Annotated in this window: 17 protein-coding genes, 1 pseudogene and 1 riboswitch; of the genes and pseudogenes, 7 read left to right on the top strand and 11 right to left on the bottom strand. The window is 66.2% G+C overall.

The features are described from left to right. Positions 1–102: 102 nt before the first annotated feature. Both ACSBPQ_RS01670 and ubiE read right to left on the bottom strand, forming a co-directional pair. Positions 103–2,046, bottom strand: coding sequence for a M1 family metallopeptidase (locus tag ACSBPQ_RS01670; RefSeq protein ID WP_442683362.1), 1,944 nt, complete (start codon positions 2,044–2,046; stop codon positions 103–105). Positions 2,047–2,158: 112 nt separating this feature from the next. Next, positions 2,159–2,923 (bottom strand): bifunctional demethylmenaquinone methyltransferase/2-methoxy-6-polyprenyl-1,4-benzoquinol methylase UbiE, encoded by a 765-nt coding sequence (gene ubiE / locus ACSBPQ_RS01665; protein WP_442683361.1) that lies wholly within the window; start codon positions 2,921–2,923, stop codon positions 2,159–2,161. Between the two features lie 92 nt (positions 2,924–3,015). On the opposite strand from ubiE, the gene ACSBPQ_RS01660 reads away from it, so the two are divergent. Next, positions 3,016–3,468, top strand: a complete 453-nt coding sequence (locus ACSBPQ_RS01660) for a nucleoside deaminase (protein ID WP_442683360.1) — start codon at positions 3,016–3,018, stop codon at positions 3,466–3,468. Positions 3,469–3,592: 124 nt separating this feature from the next. Here the strand turns inward: ACSBPQ_RS01660 and maiA are convergent, their stop codons facing one another. Next, positions 3,593–4,249 carry a maleylacetoacetate isomerase gene (gene maiA / locus ACSBPQ_RS01655; protein ID WP_442683359.1) on the bottom strand — a complete coding sequence of 219 codons (657 nt, stop codon included), beginning with the start codon at positions 4,247–4,249 and terminating at the stop codon, positions 3,593–3,595. Between the two features lie 69 nt (positions 4,250–4,318). Beyond that, positions 4,319–5,308, bottom strand: coding sequence for a fumarylacetoacetate hydrolase family protein (locus ACSBPQ_RS01650; RefSeq protein ID WP_442683358.1), 990 nt, complete (start codon positions 5,306–5,308; stop codon positions 4,319–4,321). 369 nt (positions 5,309–5,677) lie between these two features. Between ACSBPQ_RS01650 and ACSBPQ_RS01645 the strand changes: the two genes are divergently transcribed. From ACSBPQ_RS01645 to ACSBPQ_RS01630, 4 genes are all read left to right on the top strand, one after another. Next, entirely contained in the window at positions 5,678–7,090 is a 1,413-nt protein-coding gene (locus ACSBPQ_RS01645) for a DEAD/DEAH box helicase (protein ID WP_442683357.1), read from the top strand. 102 nt (positions 7,091–7,192) lie between these two features. Further along, positions 7,193–7,549, top strand: coding sequence for a 6-carboxytetrahydropterin synthase QueD (gene queD, locus ACSBPQ_RS01640; RefSeq protein WP_442683356.1), 357 nt, complete (start codon positions 7,193–7,195; stop codon positions 7,547–7,549). Between the two features lie 135 nt (positions 7,550–7,684). Further along, on the top strand, positions 7,685–8,167 hold the full coding sequence (locus ACSBPQ_RS01635) for a GAF domain-containing protein (RefSeq protein ID WP_442683355.1): 483 nt from the start codon (positions 7,685–7,687) through the stop codon (positions 8,165–8,167). Then, positions 8,164–8,520: a TfoX/Sxy family protein gene (locus ACSBPQ_RS01630; RefSeq protein ID WP_442683354.1), complete on the top strand. Its 357-nt coding sequence runs from the start codon at positions 8,164–8,166 to the stop codon at positions 8,518–8,520. Before ACSBPQ_RS01635 ends, ACSBPQ_RS01630 begins: the two co-directional genes overlap by 4 nt. An 86-nt stretch (positions 8,521–8,606) precedes the next feature. Here the strand turns inward: ACSBPQ_RS01630 and cobS are convergent, their stop codons facing one another. From cobS to cobT, 3 genes are read right to left on the bottom strand one after another with little or no spacing between them, the layout of a single operon-like run. Further along, positions 8,607–9,341 (bottom strand): adenosylcobinamide-GDP ribazoletransferase, encoded by a 735-nt coding sequence (gene cobS, locus ACSBPQ_RS01625; protein WP_442683353.1) that lies wholly within the window; start codon positions 9,339–9,341, stop codon positions 8,607–8,609. Then, positions 9,338–9,925, bottom strand: a complete 588-nt coding sequence (locus tag ACSBPQ_RS01620; RefSeq protein WP_442683352.1) for a histidine phosphatase family protein — start codon at positions 9,923–9,925, stop codon at positions 9,338–9,340. The genes cobS and ACSBPQ_RS01620 overlap by 4 nt, the downstream gene beginning before the upstream one ends. Next, entirely contained in the window at positions 9,922–10,992 is a 1,071-nt protein-coding gene (cobT, locus tag ACSBPQ_RS01615) for a nicotinate-nucleotide--dimethylbenzimidazole phosphoribosyltransferase (protein WP_442683351.1), read from the bottom strand. Before cobT ends, ACSBPQ_RS01620 begins: the two co-directional genes overlap by 4 nt. A gap of 89 nt (positions 10,993–11,081) precedes the next feature. Continuing rightward, a riboswitch (cobalamin riboswitch) is annotated at positions 11,082–11,317 on the top strand. 118 nt (positions 11,318–11,435) lie between these two features. Here cobT and btuB point away from each other — a divergent pair. Next, the gene (gene btuB, locus ACSBPQ_RS01610; RefSeq protein WP_442683350.1) at positions 11,436–13,310 is read left to right on the top strand and encodes a TonB-dependent vitamin B12 receptor; all 1,875 of its coding nucleotides are present in this window, start codon (positions 11,436–11,438) and stop codon (positions 13,308–13,310) included. Positions 13,311–13,391: 81 nt separating this feature from the next. Here the strand turns inward: btuB and ACSBPQ_RS01605 are convergent, their stop codons facing one another. The 4 genes and pseudogenes from ACSBPQ_RS01605 to ACSBPQ_RS01590 form a co-directional block, all read right to left on the bottom strand. Then, complete coding sequence (locus ACSBPQ_RS01605) at positions 13,392–15,041, bottom strand: M28 family metallopeptidase (protein ID WP_442683349.1); 1,650 nt, start codon at positions 15,039–15,041, stop codon at positions 13,392–13,394. Between the two features lie 94 nt (positions 15,042–15,135). Then, a complete protein-coding gene (locus ACSBPQ_RS01600; RefSeq protein ID WP_442683348.1) occupies positions 15,136–15,543 on the bottom strand; it encodes a VOC family protein in 408 nt (135 codons plus the stop codon). A 2-nt stretch (positions 15,544–15,545) separates the two neighbouring features. Beyond that, a pseudogene (locus ACSBPQ_RS01595) lies at positions 15,546–15,991 on the bottom strand (VOC family protein). Positions 15,992–16,180: 189 nt separating this feature from the next. Next, positions 16,181–16,891, bottom strand: a complete 711-nt coding sequence (locus ACSBPQ_RS01590) for a hypothetical protein (RefSeq protein ID WP_442683347.1) — start codon at positions 16,889–16,891, stop codon at positions 16,181–16,183. Between the two features lie 369 nt (positions 16,892–17,260). Here ACSBPQ_RS01590 and ACSBPQ_RS01585 point away from each other — a divergent pair, with 369 nt between their 5' ends. Then, on the top strand, positions 17,261–20,278 hold the full coding sequence (locus ACSBPQ_RS01585) for a TonB-dependent receptor (protein ID WP_442683346.1): 3,018 nt from the start codon (positions 17,261–17,263) through the stop codon (positions 20,276–20,278). The last annotated feature ends 40 nt before the right edge of the window (positions 20,279–20,318 follow it).

Raw genomic sequence — 20,318 nt, 5'->3', positions numbered from 1 at the left:
CCGGAACGGGAGCAGCGCGCCGATGTCCGGCACTGCCAGCACGCGGAAACACCAGCGGCGGGCAAATGCCCGCCGCTGGTCTGGATCCCGCATCGAACCGGGTTACTGCGCCGGCGTCGAGGTGGCAGCTTCGGCCTTGGCGATCATGTCTTCCACCGACGCGGTGGTGATCGGGTGGTATCCGGGCTTGGCGCGGGCGAACACGTCCTTGGCGAAAGCCAGGCCTTCGGGCGTCTTCAGCAGCTCGGCATAGATCGGCAGCACCAGCTTGCGCCGGCCCACGGTCTGGATGAACTCGCCGGCGGCGGCCTGTGCTTCGCTGTAGCCGCTGCGGATCGCCAGCGGATACCAGCGCATCGCGATCTCGCCGTTCGGCGTACCGGTGAAGTGGTAGGCCTTGTCCAGCTGTGCCAGCTTCTCCAGCGGCTGCACCTGCCCCAGGCCATCGATGAACCGCACCCACTCCTGCGTGCCCCACTCGCCGGTGACCTGGTTGCTGGGCACGCTGTCGCTGCCCAGATAGGCGATGCGCGCGGTATCGACCACGGCGAAGTTGCGCGAACGAGCCTTGGGCGCGAAGGCCGGAATGCCGGGCTGTTCCAGCCATGCGTCCAGCTCGGCATCGGTCACCGCCGCCGCGTTCTTCGGCAGCAGGTTCTTGCGCATGTAGGCGACGAACTGGTCGGTGTTGGCGCTCTGGAAGGCGTGGTCGTTGAACCAGCCGCGCAGGAACGGATCGAACACTTCACGACCGAAACGCTGTTCCAGGAACTGCAGGAACCAGGCGCCCTTGACGTAGGCGACGTTGCTCAGCGCCTCGTCCGGGTCACGCTCGTTGAGCGGCGGCAGCGCCAGCGCCTGGTCGGCCGGGTTCATGCCCTTCACTTCGGCCAGCAGGTCGCTCTGGTCGATCTCGCGCTCCATCTCGGCCATCTCGGCGCCGTACAGCGCCTCGGTGATGCGCCCCTGCACGTAGGTGGTGAAGCCCTCATTGAGCCAGATGTCCTTCCAGCTGGCGTTGGTCACCAGGTTGCCGGACCAGCTGTGCGCCAGTTCGTGCGCGACCAGCGACACCAGCGACTTGTCACCGACGATCACCGTCGGCGTGGCGAAGGTCAGGCGCGGGTTCTCCATGCCGCCGAACGGGAACGACGGCGGCAGCACCAGCATGTCGTAGCGGCCCCAGCGGTATTCGCCGTACAGCTTTTCGGCGGCACCGATCATCTTCTCGGTGTCCTCGAACTCCCGGGTCGCCTTGGCCACCATGGCCGGCTCGGCCCACACGCCCGAGCGCGCGGAGATCGGCTCGAACACCAGGTCGCCGGCGGCGATGGCCAGCAGGTAGGACGGGATCGGCTGCGGCATCGTGAAGGCGTAGTCGCCGTCACGCGCGGCCTTCGGGTCGTTGTCGGCGCTCATCAGCACCATTACGTCCGGGCGGCTGGTCACGTGCGCGCTGTAGGTGAAGCGTACGCTCGGGGTGTCCTGCAGCGGTACCCACGAACGGGCGTGGATCGCCTGCGACTGGCTGAACATGAAGGGCAGCTTCTTGCCCTCGGTCATCGACGGCTCCAGCCACTGCAGGCCCGAGGCGGTCGGCGCGGTGTGGTAGGTGATCGCGACGGTGGCCGGCTGCTCCGGGGTCTCGATGCTCAGCTTGCTGCCGAACACCTTGTCGGCCGGCGCCAGCGTGAACGGCAGCGGCGAGGTGCTGCCATCGGCGGCCACGGCCTCGACCTTCTCGATGCTCAGCTCGCGGGTGTCCAGCAACAGTTGCCTGGCGGCCTTGTCCTTCCACTCCAGCGTGTAGGTGGCGGTGCCGCCGATCTGCCTGGCGTCGAAATCGACCTTCAGGTCCAGCGCCAGGTCGGTGATGGCGATCTTGTCCGGCTCGGCGTAGGAGCTTTCATCGTGGCTGCGGCTGACGGTATTCACGGCGACGGCGGGCTTCTCGGCGACGGGGTCGACGGTGGGTGCGACAGGCTCTTTGGCACAACCGGCGGCAAGCGCCACGGCCAGGGGCAGCATCAGGAACGGAGAACGCATGGAATACCTTTGCGGCAAGGAGTGAGTGAAAAGGAGTGAGAAGTGAGAGAAGGCAGAAACAGGAGCGCAGCAGAACCGCTTTCTCCGGTTTCCGGCTCCTCTTCACTCGTTCCTAGATTTTGTAGCCGGAGTGGATCGAGACGATGCCGGCGCTCAGGTTCTTGTAATGGCAGCGGCCGAATCCGGCCTCGCCCATCATCGCCTTGAGTTCTTCCTGCGGCGGATGCTTGCGGATGCTCTCGGCCAGGTACTGGTAGCTGTCGGCGTCACCGCGGGCGAACAGCTTGCCCAGCTTCGGCAGCACCTTGAACGAATGGAAGTCGTAGACCGGCTTGAACCAGTCCACCGTCACTTCCGAGAACTCCAGCACCCGCGCCTGACCGCCCACCTTCAGCACGCGGTACATCTCGCGCAGCGCCGCGTCCTTGTCGGTGACGTTGCGCAGGCCGAAGGAAATGGTCACCAGGTCGAAGCTCTGGTCCGGGAACGGCAGCGCCTCGGCGTTGAGCTGCACCCATTCGAAGCCCGACACCTGGCCGCGGTTGGTCAGCCGGTCACGGCCCACCGACAGCATGCCGGCATTGATGTCGCCCAGCACCACGCTGCCCTCGGCGCCGATGCGCTCCTTCAGCAGCACCGCGATATCACCGGTACCGCCGGCCAGATCGAGCACGCGGTCGCCCGGCTTCACCTGCGCGGTGGCGACGAAATAGCGTTTCCACAGCCGATGGATGCCCAGGCTCATCAGGTCATTCATCAGGTCGTAGTTGTCGGCCACGGAGGTGAACACCTGGCCGACAAGCTTCTGCTTGTCCTTGGCCGGTACGTCGCGGAAGCCGAAATGGGTGGTGCCGGTCTTGTAAGGGGATTCGCTCATGGTGGCGATTATCGCACCGCCGCCGCCCCGCGTCCCCGCCGGCACGCTGAACCATGGCCGTTATCATGGCCCGCCCGTATCGAGGAAGCCGCATGATCACCACGCCCGACTATCGCGCCCTGCTGGAAACCGCCGTTGCCGAGGCCCGCCTGGGACTGGCCGAAGGCGGCATCCCGATCGGTGCGGCGCTGTACCACAACGACGGCCGCCTGCTCGGCTGTGGCCACAACCGCCGCGTGCAGGAAAATGATCCGTCGATCCACGGCGAAACCGATGCGTTCCGCAAGGCCGGCCGCCAGCGCGGCTACCGCGACACCATCATGGTCACCACGCTGGCGCCGTGCTGGTACTGCAGCGGGCTGGTGCGCCAGTTCAACATCGGCACGGTGGTGGTCGGCGAGTCGGTCAACTTCGGCGGCGGCATCGACTGGCTGCGCGCGGCCGGCGTCAACGTCATCGACCTGAACGATGCCGGCTGCATCGAGATGATGGGCCGCTACATCGCCGAAAACCCCGAGCTGTGGAACGAGGATATCGGCGACTGAGTGCGCCCCGTCCCTGCGGCAGCTGGCAACGCGAACGGCTGCCGGCATGCGGATCAACGCCGGGATTGCCGCGGCGTTGCCGTGATGCGACCAGGCCCGGCGCATGTGACCGCCGGGCGCGATTTCAGGCCGCGTCCGGCTGGTTTTCCGGACGCGCGGCATCGAATGCCGGCAATGCCAGGCAGGCCTGTTCGATCCGCAGCAGGGTCGGATACGGCCCCAGGTCGAGCTGGAAGCGGCGCGCGTTGAACAGCTGCGGCACCAGGCAGCAATCGGCCATGCCGGGGCTGTCGCCGTGGCAGAAGCGGCCGGTTTCCGGTGCGGCGACCAGCAGGTCCTCCATCGCCTCGAAGCCGACCCGCATCCAGTGCAGCGTCCACAGGTCGCGCTCGGCCTGCGGCACGTTCCATTCGCGGTCGAAGAACTGCAGCACCCGCAGGTTGTTGAGCGGGTGGATATCGCAGGCCACCAGCTGCGCCAGTGCGCGCACCCGCGCACGACCGTCCGAATCCTCCGGCAGCAGCGCCGGCTCGGGCCAGAGCTCATCCAGGTATTCGAGGATCGCCAGCGACTGGGTCAGCACCCGCTCACCATGGCGCAGGGTCGGCACCAGCTCCTGCGGATTGAGCGCGGCGTAATCGTCGGCATGCTGCTGGCCGCCATCGCGCACCAGGTGTACCGGTTCGATCGCATAATCCAGCGCCTTCAGGTTCAACGCGATACGCACGCGGTAGGCCGCGCTGGAGCGCCAGTAGCTGTAGAGCTTCAGCCGTTCATCCATGTCCCTGACTCCGTTTTAATGCTGCAACCATAGCGGCGGGCGATGAGGATTCTGTCACCGCCGCGCGGATCAGGCGCCGTGCGCCTGTTCGATGCGCTGCTCGATCGCCCCGAAGATGCTGTTGCCGTCGCGGTCGAGCATTTCGATGCGGACTGTGTCGCCGAAACTCATGAACGGCGTGGACGGCTTGCCGTCGCGCAGCGCCTCCACGGTACGACGCTCGGCAAAACACGACGCGCCCAGCGCGGTGTCCTCGTTGGCGATGGTGCCCGAACCGACGATGGCGCCGGCCGACAGCGGCCGGGTCTTGGCGGCATGGGCGACCAGCTGGGCGAAGTTGAACTGCATGTCCACGCCCGCCTCCGGCGCGCCGAACCACTGGCCGTTGACGTGGGTGAGCAACGGCAGATGCACCTTGCAGTCACGCCAGGCATCGCCCAGCTCATCGGGCGTCACGAACACCGGTGACAGCGCCGAGCGCGGCTTGGATTGCAGGAAACCGAAGCCCTTGGCCAGCTCGCCCGGAATCAGGTTGCGCAGACTGACGTCGTTGACCAGCCCGACCAGCTGGATGTGGCCGGCGGCCTGCTCGGCGCTGACCGCCATCGGCACGTCATCGGTGATGACCACGATCTCGGCTTCCAGGTCGATGCCGTAATCCTCGCTGACCACCTTGACCGCATCGCGCGGGCCGTGGAAACCGGCGCTGGTGGCCTGGTACATCAGCGGATCGGTGTAGAAGCTCTCCGGCACCTCGGCACCGCGCGCCTTGCGCACCCGCGCCACGTGCGGCAGGTAGGCACTGCCATCGACGAACTCGTAGGCGCGCGGCAGCGGTGCCGCCAGCGCCTCCATTTCCAGCTCGAAGGCGTCGGCGGCGCTGCCGTCGTTCAGCGCCTCGTACAACGCGTTCAGGCGCGGCGCCAGATTCGACCAGTCCTCCAGCGCCTGCTGCAAGGTGGCGGCAATGCCGGTGGCCCGCACCGCGCGGGTCAGGTCACGGGAAACCACAATCAGGGTGCCGTCACGGCCGCCTTCCTTCAGGGAACCAAGCTTCATGGGAACGTCCAGTCTGCAGAGGAAACAAGTTTCAAGTGTAATGAATTGGCCGGCTTCACACAGCCATCCGGCTGAGAAGCTGAACAGGTGATTTTGTGCCGGTCCCGACTATCCCTTAGACTATCGCGGTCTGCCAGCGGCCGTCCGTTTCCCTCAGGGACCGCCGGCGGTGCAGGACTTGAGCCTTTGGCCCGTCCGCCCGCCCGCCCCCACTCCGACGCCATTCGTCACGCATTCCAGCCAGCGCACCGCGTTGGTTGCATCCCGATCTTGCAGCGCGGTTTACGGGAACGCTCCGAGATCAGCCGATCGTATCGATCAGCAACGCAGGTCCAGCCGGACGTGCGTTTTTTGTCTTTGGAGCTTTCCATGTCGTTTGAAAACCTGGGCCTTGCGCCCTTCCTGCTGCGCGCGCTCGCCGAGCAGGGCTACGAAAACCCGACCCCGATCCAGGAACAGGCCATTCCGCTGGCCCTGGAAGGCCACGACCTGCTGGCCGGCGCGCAGACCGGCACCGGCAAGACCGCCGCCTTCGGCCTGCCGCTGCTGCAGCACCTGGGCACCGCACCGCAGCCGGTGGGCAACGGCCCGCGCAAGCCGCGTGCGCTGATTCTGGCGCCGACCCGCGAACTGGCCACCCAGGTGCATGACAGCCTGCGCGGTTACAGCAAGTACCTGCGCATCCCCAGCGCCTGCATCTACGGCGGCGTCGGCATGGGCAACCAGCTGGACGTGCTGCGCCGTGGCGTGGACCTGCTGGTGGCCTGCCCGGGCCGCCTGATCGACCACCTGGAGCGTCGCAGCGTCGACCTGTCCGGGATCGAGATCCTGGTGCTGGATGAAGCCGACCGCATGCTCGACATGGGCTTCCTGCCGTCGATCAAGCGCATCCTCGCCAAGCTGCCGAAGCAGAACCGGCAGACGCTGCTGTTCTCGGCCACGTTCGAGGAAAGCATCAAGCAGCTGGCACTGGAATTCATGCGCAACCCGCAGCAGATCCAGGTGACGCCGAAGAACACCGTCGCCGAGACCATCACCCACCGCGTGCACCCGGTCGATACCGCGCGCAAGCGTGAACTGCTGCTGCACCTGCTGGCTGAAGATTCCCGTGTGCAGACGCTGGTGTTCGGCCGCACCAAGCACGGCTGCGACAAGCTGGCCACGTTCCTGGAAAAGTCCGGCATCAAGACCGCGGCGATCCACGGTAACAAGAGCCAGGGCCAGCGCCTGCGTGCGCTGGGCGATTTCAAGGCCGGCCGCGTGACCGTGCTGGTGGCCACCGACATCGCCGCACGCGGCATCGACATCAACGAGCTGCCGAAGGTCATCAACTTCGACCTGCCGATGGTGCCGGAAGACTACGTGCACCGCATCGGCCGCACCGGCCGCAACGGCTCCACCGGCGAGGCCATCTCGCTGGTCGCGCAGGACGAGGTCAAGCTGCTGCGCCAGATCGTGCGCATGCTCGGCCGGGACATGGATATCCGTGACGTGCCCGGTTTCGAGCCGCAGACGCCGATCCGCTGGGGCAACAGCGCACCGGGCAAGGCCGAGCAGCCGGGCGGCCAGAAGACACCGCGGCGTGGCAACGGCGGTCATGGCGCACGTCGTTCCACCGGCGACAGCCCGCGTGGCGGCCATGCCAACCACGGCGGTCCGCGCAAGCCGGCCAACGGCCAGCGCGCGGCGACCGGCAACGGCCAACGTCGTGACGCTTCCCCCGGCGGCGGCCAGCGCCGTGGCCGTGGGCAGGGCGGCAGCCAGAGCCGCAGCAGCGTCTGACCCCCGCCGCATTGCCCTGCATGAAGGCCGGCACCCGCCGGCCTTCATGCGTTGAAGCCCCGGCAGGAATTGCCCACCCCCACCCGGCGATACAATCGACCCATGGATATTTTCAAGATCTTCACCCTCGAAGCCGCGCACCGGCTGCCCAACGTTCCGGCCGGCCACAAGTGCGCGCGCCTGCACGGGCACTCGTTCCGCATCGAACTGCGGGTCAGCGGCGAACCGGGCGAGGAGAGCGGCTGGATCATGGATTTTGGCGACCTGAAGGCCACCTTCCAGCCGTTGTACGACCAGCTCGACCATCACTACCTCAACGACATCCCCGGTCTGGAAAACCCGACCAGCGAGCGCCTGGCGATGTGGATCTGGGACCGCCTGAAACCGGCCCTGCCGCTGCTCAGCGAAGTGGTGGTGCACGAGACCTGCACTTCCGGCTGCAGCTATCGCGGCCCCTGAGTCCCGCCAGCCGCCGCGCGGCAGGGTCACCGGAACAGCCGCGGCAGGCCGGCGCCAGCCGTTCCAGCGCCGGCAAGGACGCCTGAGCACCCCCGCCCCCGGCTCACACGCGAGCCGGCCAGCTACACTGCGCAGATGTTCACGACCGCAACGCTCACCGGCAGCAAGCCGGAACAGTACGCCCAGCTGCTGGCCCAGGCGCGGGCACTGGTGCACGGCGAATCCGACCGTATCGCCAATGCCGCCAACCTCTCGGCGCTGATCTACCACGCGCTGCCGCAGCTCAACTGGGCCGGTTTCTACTTCTTCGATGGCACCGAGCTGGTGGTCGGACCGTTCCAGGGCTTGCCGGCCTGCGTGCGCATCCCGCTTACCAAGGGAGTGTGCGGTGCGGCGGCCAGCAGCCGCCAGACCCGGCGCGTGGACGATGTCGACGCGTTCCCGGGGCATATCGCCTGCGATTCGGCCTCGCGCTCGGAACTGGTGGTGCCGCTGCTGCATGACGGCGAACTGGTCGGGGTGCTGGATATCGACAGTCCCGTCACCTCCCGTTTCGATGCCGACGACCAGGCCGGACTGGAGGCCATCGCCCAGGTCTTCATCGAGTCCCTGACGTGAGTACCACCCGCCTGCGCAATATCGGCCCGAAGAGCGCGGCCTGGTTGCGCCAGGTCGGCCTGCACAGCCCGGCCGACCTTGCCGCGGCGGGCCCGGTGGCGGCATTCATGAAGGTCCGCCGGGCCGGCTTCAAGCCCAGCCTCAACCTGCTGTATTCACTGGAAGGCGCGCTGCAGGACTGCCACTGGCAGGACGTGCCCGAAGCCCGCCGCCAGCAGCTGGTCGCCGACTACGAGGCCGCCGCGGCCGCGCTGCCGACCCCGCGCGAGGCGCAACTGGCCGGGCCGGTGCGTGAAACCTACAGACAGGCCGACGCTGACGACGAGGAAACCGGCCAGACCCGGGAAGACTGATCACCGCAGTAGTGGCGCAGCCACGAAGCAGCGGACCGGGCAGAGGGCGATCTGCGGCGTCGCGACTCGCGCCACTCCTACAGCTCCTACGCGGTCACGGCAGGCAGCAGCACCAGCGCCAGCAGCAGCAGGGTTTCGACCACCTCCACGCTGGCGCCCAGGCCATCGCCGGAAATACCGCCAAGCCTGCGTTTCCACCACACTGCCACCAGCGGCACCAGCGGCAAGGCCAGCAACAACGGCCACGCCAGTGGCGCACTGATCACCGCCAGCGCCAGTGCCCACAACCACATCGCCGCCGGCCGCAGCTGCCAGGAAAAACGCTCGCCCATGCCATCGCCATGCAGCGATGGAATCCGCTGGCTCCACCACAACGTGCCCCAGCGCGCCCATGCCGGCGCCAGCACGAGGCCGTACCACAGCGGGCTGGCGACCAGCTCGCTCAGCAACACGAACTTGAGCAGCAGCTGCATGACCAGCGTGACCACGCCGAACACGCCCATGTGCGGGTCCTTGAGCACTTCCAGGAAGCGCTGCGGGTTGCGGTGCGCGGCCCCGAAGGCATCGGCCACATCGCCCAGCCCGTCCAGATGCAACGCGCCGGTCACCCATACCCACAGCAGTAGGGTCATCGCCCCGGCCAGCCACGGCCGCCCGGCCAGCGCGTACAGCGGCAGCACCAGCAACACCCCGATCAGCGCCCCGACCAGCGGGTAGTACACCGCCGAGCGGCTCAGATCCTCCTGGCGGAAGTCCTTCACCTGCGGTGTCGGCAGCCGGGTCAGGAACTGGATCGCCAGGATCAGCCGGCGCGCGCTCATGGCTGCCGCAGCTCCAGCAGTTCGCCCCACAGCTGGCCATCCTCGCCACGCTCCACACGCAGCCGCACGCGGGTGCCGTAGTCGATGCGCATCGCCCACAACGCCGACAGCGGCATGCCGCAGATGCGCGAGACCGCCAGTCGCAACACCCCGGCATGGCTGACCACCAGCAGTGGCTGGCCATCACCCTCGTCCTCGTCGACCAGCCGCTGCAGCTGCGCCTCGATGCGCGCCTGGAACTGCGGCCACGACTCGCCGTTGGGCGGCACCACCGCATGCGGCTCCTCGTAGAACGCGGCCAGCTGCTCGGCGGGCAGTTCATCGAAATGCAGGCCGTCCCAGTCGCCGAAGTCGAGTTCGGCCCAGTCCGGGTGGATCTCGCAGAACTGGTTGCTGCCGGCCACCAGCGCGTGCGCGGTATCCAGCGCGCGCCGCCGCGGCGAGCTGATCACCCGGCTCCAGCCGATTCCCGCATGGCAGCGGTACAGCGCATCCATCGCCCCGTCGACCAGCGGCGGGTCGGTGCGCCCGTCCAGATGACCGTGACGCCCGGTGGAGGCGTGCCGCAACAGATCCAGGATCATCGCCGACCGTCGCGATCGGCCACGGCCGCTTCCTCGAAGGTGGCCATCTGGTTGTGCAGCGCGCAGGCCATGCGCACCAGCGGCAATGCCAGTGCCGCGCCGGAGCCTTCGCCCAGCCGCAGGTCCAGTTGCAGCAGCGGTTGCGCCTGCAGCAGCTCCAGCAGGCGGATGTGTCCGCGCTCGGCCGACTGGTGCGAGAACAGCAGCCACGCCTGCACGCCGGGATTGATCCGTACCGCCGCCAGGGCAGCGGCCGAGACGATGAAGCCGTCCACCAGCACCGGCACGCCACGCTGTGCGGCAGCGATCATCGCCGCACTCATCGCCGCGATCTCCAGCCCGCCAACGCGGCGCAGCGCCTCCCGGCCCGGCACCGGCGCGGCATCGACGGCTGCCCCGTGCAGCGTCAGCGCGCGGCTGATGATGTTCTTCTTCTGCACCATGCGCACCGCGTCCAGCCCGGTGCCGATGCCGACCAGCTCGTCCAGCGACGCCGGCCCCAGCACCGCCCCCAGCGCACTGGCCGCGGTGGTGTTGCCGATGCCCATCTCGCCCAGCACCAGCAGGTCGGCACCGTTGCCGCAGGCACCCTCCACCGCGCGCCGGCCGGCCTCGAACACGGCATCCAGATCGGCTTCCGACATCGCCGCGGCGGTGCTGAAATCCTCGGTCCCGGCACGGACCTTGTCGGTGACGACGCCGGCAACCGGCGCGGCGGCGCGGCTGCCCACGTCCCACACGTGCAGCGGCAGGCCCAGCTCCCGTGCCAGCACCGCGATGGCGGCGCCCCCGGCGGCAAAGTTGTGCAGCATCTGCACCGTCACTTCGGGCGGATAGGCCGAAACCCCGCGCGCGGCCACGCCGTGATCGCCGGCGAACACGATCACCGGTACCTGTGCGGCCTGCGGCCGGTCGCTGGCCTGCAGCGCGGCCAGCTCGATGGCCAGTGTTTCCAGCCGGCCCAGTGCGCCCTCCGGCTTGGTCAGCTGCCGCTGGCGGGCCATGGCCCGTTGACGGTGTTCCTGCGACGGCTGCCCGCAGGCCTGCCCGAACCACATTTCTGTCACGTCTGTTCCGATACTGCGTTGCAATCGCGCATTTTACCCGTCGCGGCCGGATCTCCGCCGCTTCGCACATGCACGGCATGTGATCGCATAGAATGCGCACACTTTCGGGTGACCCCCGGCAAACGCCGACGGGTTGAAACGGGAAGCCGGTGCCGCGTACCGCTGGAACTCCAGCGGCCGCCATTCCGGCACTGCCCCCGCAACGGTAAGCAGGACAAGGCCAGACATACCGCCACTGTGCAGTGCACGGGAAGGCGTCTGGACGGAAACGGCAGCTGCCGCTTCGCCTGCGAGTCCGGAGACCGGCCCGGAAGCCGACTGGTTGCGATGCGGAGGGCATGGCGGCGGCTGTGGCGCCGTGCGCGCGACCTCCGTCTCCCGTTCTCTGTCTGGCAACCTCCCCCACTTGTCCTGCGCGGGAGCGCGCAGGTACCGGAGCTTGCATGAAACTGTCCCGCCACACCCTTTCCCTCGCCCTTGCCCTGGCCTTGCCGGGCATCGCCACCGCCGAACAGGCACCCACGCAACTGGACGATGTCATCGTCACCGCCACCCGTACGCCGATCTCGATCGAGGACAGCGTGGTGCCGGTGCAGGTGATCGACCGCGTGCAGATCGAGCGCAGCCAGGCCAGCTCGCTGCAGGCGCTGCTGCGTGGCCGCGCCGGGCTGGATTTCACCAACCAGGGTGGCGCCGGCAAGATCACCTCGCTGTTCATGCGCGGCAGCAACTCCAACCAGGTGCTGGTGCTGGTGGACGGCGTGCGCATCGGCTCGGCCACCAACGGCATGCCGACCCTGCAGGACCTGCCGGTGGACCAGATCGAGCGGGTGGAGATCGTGCGCGGCCCGCGTTCCAGCCTGTACGGCTCCGAAGCCATCGGCGGGGTGATCCAGATCTTCACCCGCAGCGCCGGCCCGGGCCTGCAGCAGAACCTGTCACTCAGCGCCGGCAGCCACAACCTGCGCCAGGCCAGCGCCGGCTTCAGCAACCGCGGCGAACGTGGCTGGATCTCGGCCCAAGGCGGCTACCAGAGCACCGACGGCATCAACGCCTGCCGCGGCACCGCCGGCAATGCCGAACACCCCTGGGGCGCCGGCTGCTATGCCGACGAGCCGGACCGTGACGGCTACCGCAACACCTCGATCAACGTGCGCGGCGGCTACGCACTGGGTGAAACCGTGAGCCTGGAAGGCCACGTGCTCAACTCCGACGCCCGCAACGAGTACGACGGCAGCATCTTCGGCGGCAATGAAGCCGACAACCGCCAGCAGGTCTATGGCGGCAAGCTGGCCTGGGCCGCTTCCGACGCGTTCCAGCTGACCGCGCAGATCGGCCGCAACGTCGACCAGGCCGATGCCTACTTCGCCGCCGACGGCAGGCGCAGCTTCGCCAGCAGCTTCGACACCCGCCGCGACACCGCCGCCGTGCAGGGCGACATCAAGTTCGGCGAAGGCCAGCAGATCAGCGTCGGTGCCGACTGGCAGCAGGACGAGATCGAAAGCACCACCGCGTTCGACGTGGACAACCGCGACAACACCGGCGTGTTCGCCGAGTACCTGGGCCAGTTCAGCGCGCACTCGCTGCAGGCGTCCGTGCGCAATGACGACAACGAGCAGTTCGGCAACCACACCACCGGCAGCGTCGGTTACGGCCTGGCCTTCGGCAACGGCCTGCGCCTGAGCGCCAGCGCCGGCACCGGTTTCAAGGCACCGACCTTCAACGACCTGTACTACCCGGGCTTCAGCAACCCGCTGCTGAAGCCGGAAGAATCCAGGAGCCTGAACCTCGGCATCGCCCAGTACGCCGACACCTGGAACTGGACCTTCAACGCCTATGAAACCCGCATCGACCAGCTGATCGGTTATGACAGCAGCTTCGCGCTGGTCAACGTGGCCGAAGCCCGTATCCGCGGCGCCGAGTTGACCGGTTTCGTGTCGCTGGCCGGTTTCGACATCAACGCCCAGGCCAGCTTCACCGACCCGCGTGACCACACTTCCGGTGCGGCCACCTACGACAACCTGCTGGCCCGCCGCGCGCGCACCAGCGGCCGTCTGGACGTGGACAAGGCGTTCGGTCCGCTGCGCCTGGGCGTGACCGCCGCCGGCAGCGGTCACCGTTTCGACAACGCCGCCAACACCGTGCGTCTGGCCGGTTACGGCACCGTCGATGTGCGCGTGGAGTACGCTCTCAGCGACGCGTGGACGCTGCAGGCCAAGGCCGCCAACGTGTTCGACCGCGAGTATGAAACCGTGGCCTGGTACAACCAGCCCGGTCGCGAGTACCAGCTGACGCTGCGCTACAACATCAAGCACTGAACAGACAGGGCCGCATGGTGCGGCCCTGTTTTCCGTAAACCCTCGCCCCTCTGCCGTCACCGGGAGAGGGGCGGCCGGTGATTACCTGCGCTCTGCGGCGCTTGCGTCACGGGTGGCGCGGAAGGCCTCTTCCGGGCTCCAGTTCGGCCAGTCACGCGAGTTCGCCAGCTGCTCGCCCAAGGTGTAGACCACTTCCAGATCACGCACTGCACCGGCGAAGGTCCAGTCGGCCTGCCATTCGTCGCCCTGCTGGTGGTAACGCTTGGCGGTGTAGTCGTCCGAGGCCGCCTTGCCGGCCGCGACGCCGCCGTCGATCCAGTCCTGACCGGCCGAATACGACAGCGCCGGCACGCCGCGCTTGGCGAACGGGAAGTGGTCGGAGCGGAAGAACAGGCCGGCTTCCGGCTTCGGGTCCGGCGTGTAGCGGATGTCCCAGCCCTTGGCGACGTCCTTGAGCTTGTCCAGCAGCTCCATCTTGGCCGAGCCGTAGATGCCGAAATCGCGCGACGGGCTGTACGGCGACATGCCGTCCATGTTGATCACCGCCACGGTCTTGGCCAGCGGATACAGCGGATGGCTGGCGTAGTACTCCGAGCCGAGCAAACCCTTCTCCTCGGCGGTCACCGCCAAAAACAGCACCGAGCGCTGCGGCCTGGGCTGCGCGGCAAAACCACGGGCCAGCTCGACCAGCGCCGCGGTACCGGAGGCGTTGTCCATCGCGCCGTTGAAGATGCGGTCACCACGTGCATCCGGCTCGCCCACGCCGATGTGGTCCCAGTGCGCCGAGTAGATGATGGTCTCGTCCGGATGGGTCGTACCTTCCAGCCGTGCGGCGACGTTGTGCGAGGTGATGACCTCGTTCTTCACCGCATAGTTGGCCGAGAAGGTCTCGCCCTTCAGCTCCACCGGCTGGAAATCGCGCGACTGCGCCTGCTTCTTCAGCGCCTCGAAATCCAGCCCGGCGCGCTTGAACAGGTCCACCGCCAGATCGCGCTGGATCCAGCCTTCCAGCGCCGGATGCGCTTCGGCCGGATTGTCGCGGACCACGTCGAACATGGTGTTGGTGTTGGAACCGGCCACCGTCGCCCAGCCGTAGGAGGCCGGTGCGGTTTCGTGGACCACCAGCACGCCGGCCGCACCCTGGCGCGCACCTTCTTCGTACTTGTAGGTCCAACGGCCGTAGTAGGTCATGCCCTTGCCGTCGAAGTCGCCGGCGCCGGTTTCAAAATCCGGGTCATTGATCAGCACCACCGCGATCTTGCCCTTCAGGTCCACGCCCTTGAAGTCGTCCCAGTTGCGCTCCGGCGCCTTGACGCCGTAGCCGACGAACACCAGCGGGGCATCGGTGATGGCGACTTGGCTGTCGCCATTCATCGCCGCGCGCACGGCGATCTCCTGCCCCTGGGTCAGCGTCTGCTGCGTGCCGTCGCGGGTCAGCGACAGCTGCGGGGTACCGACGATATCGCCCTTGAGCAGCGGCACCGCCTGCGTCCACAGACGCTTGCCATCGTGCAGATCACCGCCCGGCTGCAGGCCGGCCTCGGCGAACTGCTGGCTCAGGTAGGCGATGGTCTTTTCCTCGCCGGCGGTGGCCGGGGAACGGCCCTCGTAGGCGTCGGAGGAAAGCTCCTTGACGTCGGCGGAGATGCGGGCGCCATCGAACTGGGGCGGGGCGGCCATCAGGGCCGTGGATACGGACATCGCCAACAGGCTGATCACGACTCGTTTCACGCGGGTACTCCAGATAGTCAGACAACGTGACCGGAGTGTAGCCAGCGCCGGCCGGATGCGGGCAGTGCCGGAATACACGGCCGGCGCGCGCCGCTCACGGCTCCGGCTGACTCTCCATATAGGCGATTTCCCACAGGTGGCCGTCCAGGTCCTGGAAGCCGCGCTGGTACATGAAGCCGTAGTCGCGTGCCGGCATCGGCTCGCTGCCGCCGGCGGCCACCGCGTTGTCCACCAGCTGGTCCACCGCCTGGCGGCTGCCAGCCGACAGGCAGGTGATGACATCGGTATGGCTGCGCGCATCGCACAGCGGTTTGGTCGTGAAGCCCTTGAAGAACGGCTCCATCAGCAGCATCACGAAAATGCTGTCGCTGATCACCATGCAGGCCCCGTCCTGGTTGGTGAACTGCGGATTGAAGCGGTAGCCGAGCGCGGTGAAGAACGCCTTGGATGCATCCAGGTCACGTACCGGCAGGTTGACGAAGATCATCTGCGTCGCGGCCATCGTCAGTGCCCGCCGTCCATCGGCTTCATGCAGTTGACCATCCACGGCTTGCCGTAGCGGTCCAGCAGCATGCCCCAGCGGTGCGCCCAGAACGTCTCGGCCAGCGCCATCTGCACCTGCCCACCCTCGGCCAGTGCCGCGAACACGCGCTCGGCCTCTTCGATGCTGTCCACATCCACGTTGATGGTGGTCGCACATGCGCCATCGGCCGGCGGGCCGGCGGGCCGGCGGCGGCCATCAGCACCGCGCCGCCGATTTCCAGCTGGCTGTGGGCGACGTGCTCCGGCTGCGGCTGGAAACCGCAACAGCCTTCCGGGTCACTGCCCATGCCCGGCGGCATGTCGCCGTACGTCATCTCCGACACCACCCGCCCGCCAAACGCCCGGGCATAGAACGCCATCGCCTCATGCGCCTGGCCGTAAAAGCCAAGGAACGGTATCAACTTCATCGTCATGCTCCTGCCGCTGCGCGGAATATCCGTTGCCGGTTCAACCTGCTGAAGCAGAACTTGAGCCCACCGGCGCTAGCATCCGGTGAAAAGTATCCGTACACACCACAGACAGCCGGCACCGGGCCTTACCCCGTCTTCAAAGCCAGGGAATCCTGCAGTTCACGGCCCAGCTCGCCATCACACCGGTCAATTACTCCGCAGCGACTCCACCTTGCCGAGTTCAACCCGCCTCTTGGACCATCCTTCCGAATAGACTTCATAGCGCCTTTCAAGTGCCGCCATAAAGCGGTTATCAGCTGCCATGCTGCAGTTGCCGGCACCATCGACAGCCTGGGCAAAGGCGGCGCCCGGTGGCAGGCCTCCCGATCCGGGCAGGCACTTCCCACGCCCATAGACAGGGTTACTGGACATCTCGCGGAGGGTACGCTGGAAACGGTTGTCCGCCCGTAACGCCGCGACATCGTCCGCATATCGCTCACGAAGCTGCACCAGCATGCGCACAGCAGTACGCTGCTCGTCCACGGATGTCCGCGCCAATGCCGAGTTGTAGAGCATTGCCGCTGCAGGCTCTTTCCTTTCTGCGGCTAGAGCCAGCCACGCCAGACCGAGCGGTCGATCCTCGGTGAGTCCATCGCCATTGAAATAGGCGACGCCCAACGCCCGCTGGGCCGCCTTGTTACCCCAGCCAGCGGCCAGCTCCAGCATCTGCCGAGCGGACTCGTACTTGCCAGACTCCCAGTATTTATGTCCCAGGCAGAAGTTGTAGTCGCCGGGCAGGACACGGCTTGTGTTCTGGTCACAGGCTATCCGTGCGGCCTCTTGTGTGGGCGCCGGGGAAGCAGCCTGGACATTTGATGCCACCGCAACGGCGGCAGAAAGCAGGAAATACCTGAGCATTTCATCACCTCCGTCTTGTACAGGGTCACCACGCTGCGCCCTGTGGATATGAACGAAAACCGTGCCACCACACGCTGCTGCACGGACACGAGGAGCAATCCTGGCTCCTACGTTTTTGAGCATAACTCTGCCGTATCGGGCGCGCCTTTTGCCCATCTTGGCCCACACTGGCGCGAGCGCTGTGAAAAAAACAAAAAAGTCAACGAGTTACAGCCTCGCCCCGATAAAAATCACGAAAATCGTTAACCTTTTGTTCAAAACCCGGCAGGGCTGAGTTAGCATTCGTTCACCTTGGGCCTTGCATAAGGCAGCGCCTTCTGCATAAGCCCAAGCCCATCGATTGCAGTGTTTCTGGAGAGAGAGAACGCAATGATCAGAACCAAGACTATCCGTCGGGCATCGCTATGCGTCGCCCTGAGCCTGTGCCTCGCCTCTACGGCGAATGCCCAGTCCAACGCGTCTGGATCCATCTATGGCGCGGGTGGTGAACCCGGCTCTACCGTAACGATCCGCAATACCGACACCGGCCTGACCCGTGAGATCCGCGTGGACGCCAATGGCCGTTATAACGCCTCCGCATTGCCGGTAGGCAAGTATCAGGTCGAACTGAAGCGTGACGGCCAGGTCCTTGCCTCCAAGCCCGAGGTACTGGTGCAGCTGGGTGCCGGTAGCGAGGTGTCATTCGGCACGGTAAGCAGCGGCTCCGGGGCTACCGAACTGGACCGCATCGAAGTGCGTGGCAGCGCGATGTCCCCGATCGACGTCTCCTCCACCGACACCCGCTCGGTATTCACCGCCGAACAGATCGCCAAGATGCCTATCGGCCGCAACATCAACGCACTTGCCCTGCTGACTCCGGGCGTGGTCGCTGCGGACTCGCGCTACGGCAATGTGGCCTCCTTCGGCGGTTCGGCGGCTTCAGAAAACGCGTTCTACATCAATGGCTACGCCGTCACCAACCCGCTGACCAACCTGGGCTCGACCTCGTTGCCGTTCGACGGCATCAGCCAGTACCAGGCGATCACCGGCGGTTACGGCGCCGAGTTCGGCCGCGCCACTGGTGGCGTGGTGAACATCATCACCAAGAGCGGCACCAACGAATTCAAGGCTGGGGCACAGGTTCTGTGGACCCCCGAGAGCCTGCGTTCGACCCCGCGCAACATCTATTACCCGAAGAACGGCCTCTCCACCGACGGCCTGTTGTACCAGAACCTGAGCGTGCAGGAGACCGATTCGCTGACCTACGGCGCCTATGTCAGCGGCCCGATCATCAAGGACCGCCTGTTCTTCTACGCCTCCGGTGAATTCGAAGACCAGGACCGCATCACGGTAGGCACCCGCGGCAACACCCCCAACGGCTACTCCAAGCGCAACTACGAAGTCCCGCGCTGGCTGGCCAAGCTGGACTGGTACATCACCGACAATCACCTGCTGGAATTCACCGGCATCGGTGACACCACCAAGCAGAATCTGTCCCAGTACTCCTACCGCTACACGGATCCGGACGCTTTCAAGCCCGGCACCACCAAAAATGCGGGCTACTACTTTGAAGATGGCGGCGAGCTGTATATCGGCAAGTACACCGGCTACCTCACCGACAACCTGACCCTGTCCGCCCTGTACGGCAAGCAGGAACAGGACCATATCGCCACCCCCTGGGGCTATGACCCGTCGGTGGTTTTCGTCAGTGACTCGCGCAACAACCCCAACCCGGTCCGTTTCGGCAGCTACGACCAGCTCGACTTCCCGGATGCCTTCGACAAGACCGATGGCGGCCGTATCGATCTGGAATGGCGCGTCGGCACCCATACCCTGCGCGCCGGCTATGACGTCCAGAACTCGGAATCGCGCGCCGGCGAAATGACTTCCGGTCCCGGCTATCGCTGGATCTACTACAACACCGGCGCCGGCAACGAGAACAGCACGATCCCCGGCACGGGCGGTGCACGCGGCCCGGGTGGCAATGGCGACTACGTCTCCAAATACGTCTACGCCAACGGCGGTACCTTCAAGGTCGAACAGAAGGCGTTCTATCTGGAAGACCGCTGGCAGATCAACGACAACTGGCTGCTGTCGCTGGGCATCCGCAACGAGCAGTTCCAGAACTTCAATGCCGACGGCATCGTCTATGTCGAGCAGAAGGACCAGTGGGCCCCGCGTCTGGGCGCCAGCTGGGACGTCTTCGGCGATTCGTCGCTGAAAGTGTTCGCCAACGCCGGCCGTTATCACCTGGCCATGCCCAACAACGTCGCACTGCGTGGCGCCGCCGGTTCCACCTACACGAACGAGTACTTCGCATTCACTGGCATCGACCCCAATACCGGCGTGCCGCTCGGTCTGACCCCGCTGGGCAACGGTCCGTTCTCCTCCAACCAGGAGTATGGCCAGGCACCGGATCCGGCATCGGTCGCTGCCAAGGGCCTGAAGTCGCACTTCCAGGATGAGTTCGTCCTTGGTATGGAGAAGCAGCTGGGTGACTCCCTGGTGTTCGGTGCCCGCTACGTCTTCCGCGACCTGAGGAGCGCCATCGATGACATGTGCGATTGGCGTCCTGCGTACTACTGGGCAATCGAGAACGGCTACTCCGAAGAAGTCGCCGAGAATCTGGGCAATGGTCTGGGCAACTGCCGCCTGTTCAACCCGGGTGAAGGCAACACCTTCCAGCTGGACGATGGCACCGGCAACCTGGTCACCGTGCCGCTGTCCGCCAAGCAGCTGGGCTTCCCGAAGCTGAAGCGCCGTTACCAGGGTATCGACCTGTTCCTGGAGCATCCGTTTGACGGCAGGTTCTACGGCAAGGTGGATTACACCTGGTCGCACAACTACGGCAACGCCGAAGGCCAGCTCAAGTCGGACGTGGCGCAAGGTGACGTGTCGCAGACGATGGACTGGGACCACCCGGAAATGATGTTCCACGCCTCCGGCAACCTGCCCAACGACCGCCGCCACTACCTGAAGGCGTTCGGCTTCTACCAGTTCACCCCGGAATGGCGCTTCTCGGCCACCTTCACGATGATGTCCGGGCGCCCGAAGAACTGCACCGGCATCTATGCCGGTCCGGATCCGGACAGCGAGTTCTCCAACACCGTCGAGTATGGCGGCCCGTACTACCGCTACTGCAATGGCAAGGTTTCCCCGCGTGGTTCAGCGGGTACCACGCCGTGGGTGGGACGTATGGATCTGGGCGCGGCCTATCGTCCGTCCTTCCTCAATGACAAGCTGGAATTGTCGGTGGACGTGTTCAACGTCACCAACGCCCAGACCGCCCAGAACTACATCGAGTACGGCGAAATCACCAACATCGGAAATCCGTACGCGCAGACCGATCGCGTGATCAGCTACTCGACCCCGCGCTACGTCCGTTTTGCACTGCGCTACGACTTCTGAGTGCAGTAGTCCAGCAGGCTCTCTCGAGCAAGGCTAGACC

Origin of the sequence: Stenotrophomonas sp. JC08, from assembly GCF_052180205.1 — a bacterium.
In the GTDB taxonomy this organism is placed as follows: domain Bacteria; phylum Pseudomonadota; class Gammaproteobacteria; order Xanthomonadales; family Xanthomonadaceae; genus Stenotrophomonas.
The sequence above is the reverse complement of the archived record's forward strand: the minus strand, read 5'-3'. Positions and strand labels throughout refer to the sequence as shown.

Excerpts from the sequence above, each read along its gene's own strand:
- queD (WP_442683356.1), top strand. The coding sequence starts at position 7,193 with ATGGATATTTTCAAGATCTTCACCCTCGAAGCCGCGCACCGGCTGCCC.
- ACSBPQ_RS01620 (WP_442683352.1), bottom strand. The coding sequence starts at position 9,925 with ATGATCCTGGATCTGTTGCGGCACGCCTCCACCGGGCGTCACGGTCAT.
- ACSBPQ_RS01600 (WP_442683348.1), bottom strand. The coding sequence starts at position 15,543 with ATGGCCGCGACGCAGATGATCTTCGTCAACCTGCCGGTACGTGACCTG.
- ubiE (WP_442683361.1), bottom strand. The coding sequence starts at position 2,923 with ATGAGCGAATCCCCTTACAAGACCGGCACCACCCATTTCGGCTTCCGC.
- ACSBPQ_RS01585 (WP_442683346.1), top strand. The coding sequence starts at position 17,261 with ATGATCAGAACCAAGACTATCCGTCGGGCATCGCTATGCGTCGCCCTG.
- ACSBPQ_RS01670 (WP_442683362.1), bottom strand. The coding sequence starts at position 2,046 with ATGCGTTCTCCGTTCCTGATGCTGCCCCTGGCCGTGGCGCTTGCCGCC.
- ACSBPQ_RS01635 (WP_442683355.1), top strand. The coding sequence starts at position 7,685 with ATGTTCACGACCGCAACGCTCACCGGCAGCAAGCCGGAACAGTACGCC.
- ACSBPQ_RS01590 (WP_442683347.1), bottom strand. The coding sequence starts at position 16,891 with ATGCTCAGGTATTTCCTGCTTTCTGCCGCCGTTGCGGTGGCATCAAAT.
- btuB (WP_442683350.1), top strand. The coding sequence starts at position 11,436 with ATGAAACTGTCCCGCCACACCCTTTCCCTCGCCCTTGCCCTGGCCTTG.
- ACSBPQ_RS01650 (WP_442683358.1), bottom strand. The coding sequence starts at position 5,308 with ATGAAGCTTGGTTCCCTGAAGGAAGGCGGCCGTGACGGCACCCTGATT.
- cobS (WP_442683353.1), bottom strand. The coding sequence starts at position 9,341 with ATGAGCGCGCGCCGGCTGATCCTGGCGATCCAGTTCCTGACCCGGCTG.
- maiA (WP_442683359.1), bottom strand. The coding sequence starts at position 4,249 with ATGGATGAACGGCTGAAGCTCTACAGCTACTGGCGCTCCAGCGCGGCC.
- ACSBPQ_RS01645 (WP_442683357.1), top strand. The coding sequence starts at position 5,678 with ATGTCGTTTGAAAACCTGGGCCTTGCGCCCTTCCTGCTGCGCGCGCTC.
- ACSBPQ_RS01660 (WP_442683360.1), top strand. The coding sequence starts at position 3,016 with ATGATCACCACGCCCGACTATCGCGCCCTGCTGGAAACCGCCGTTGCC.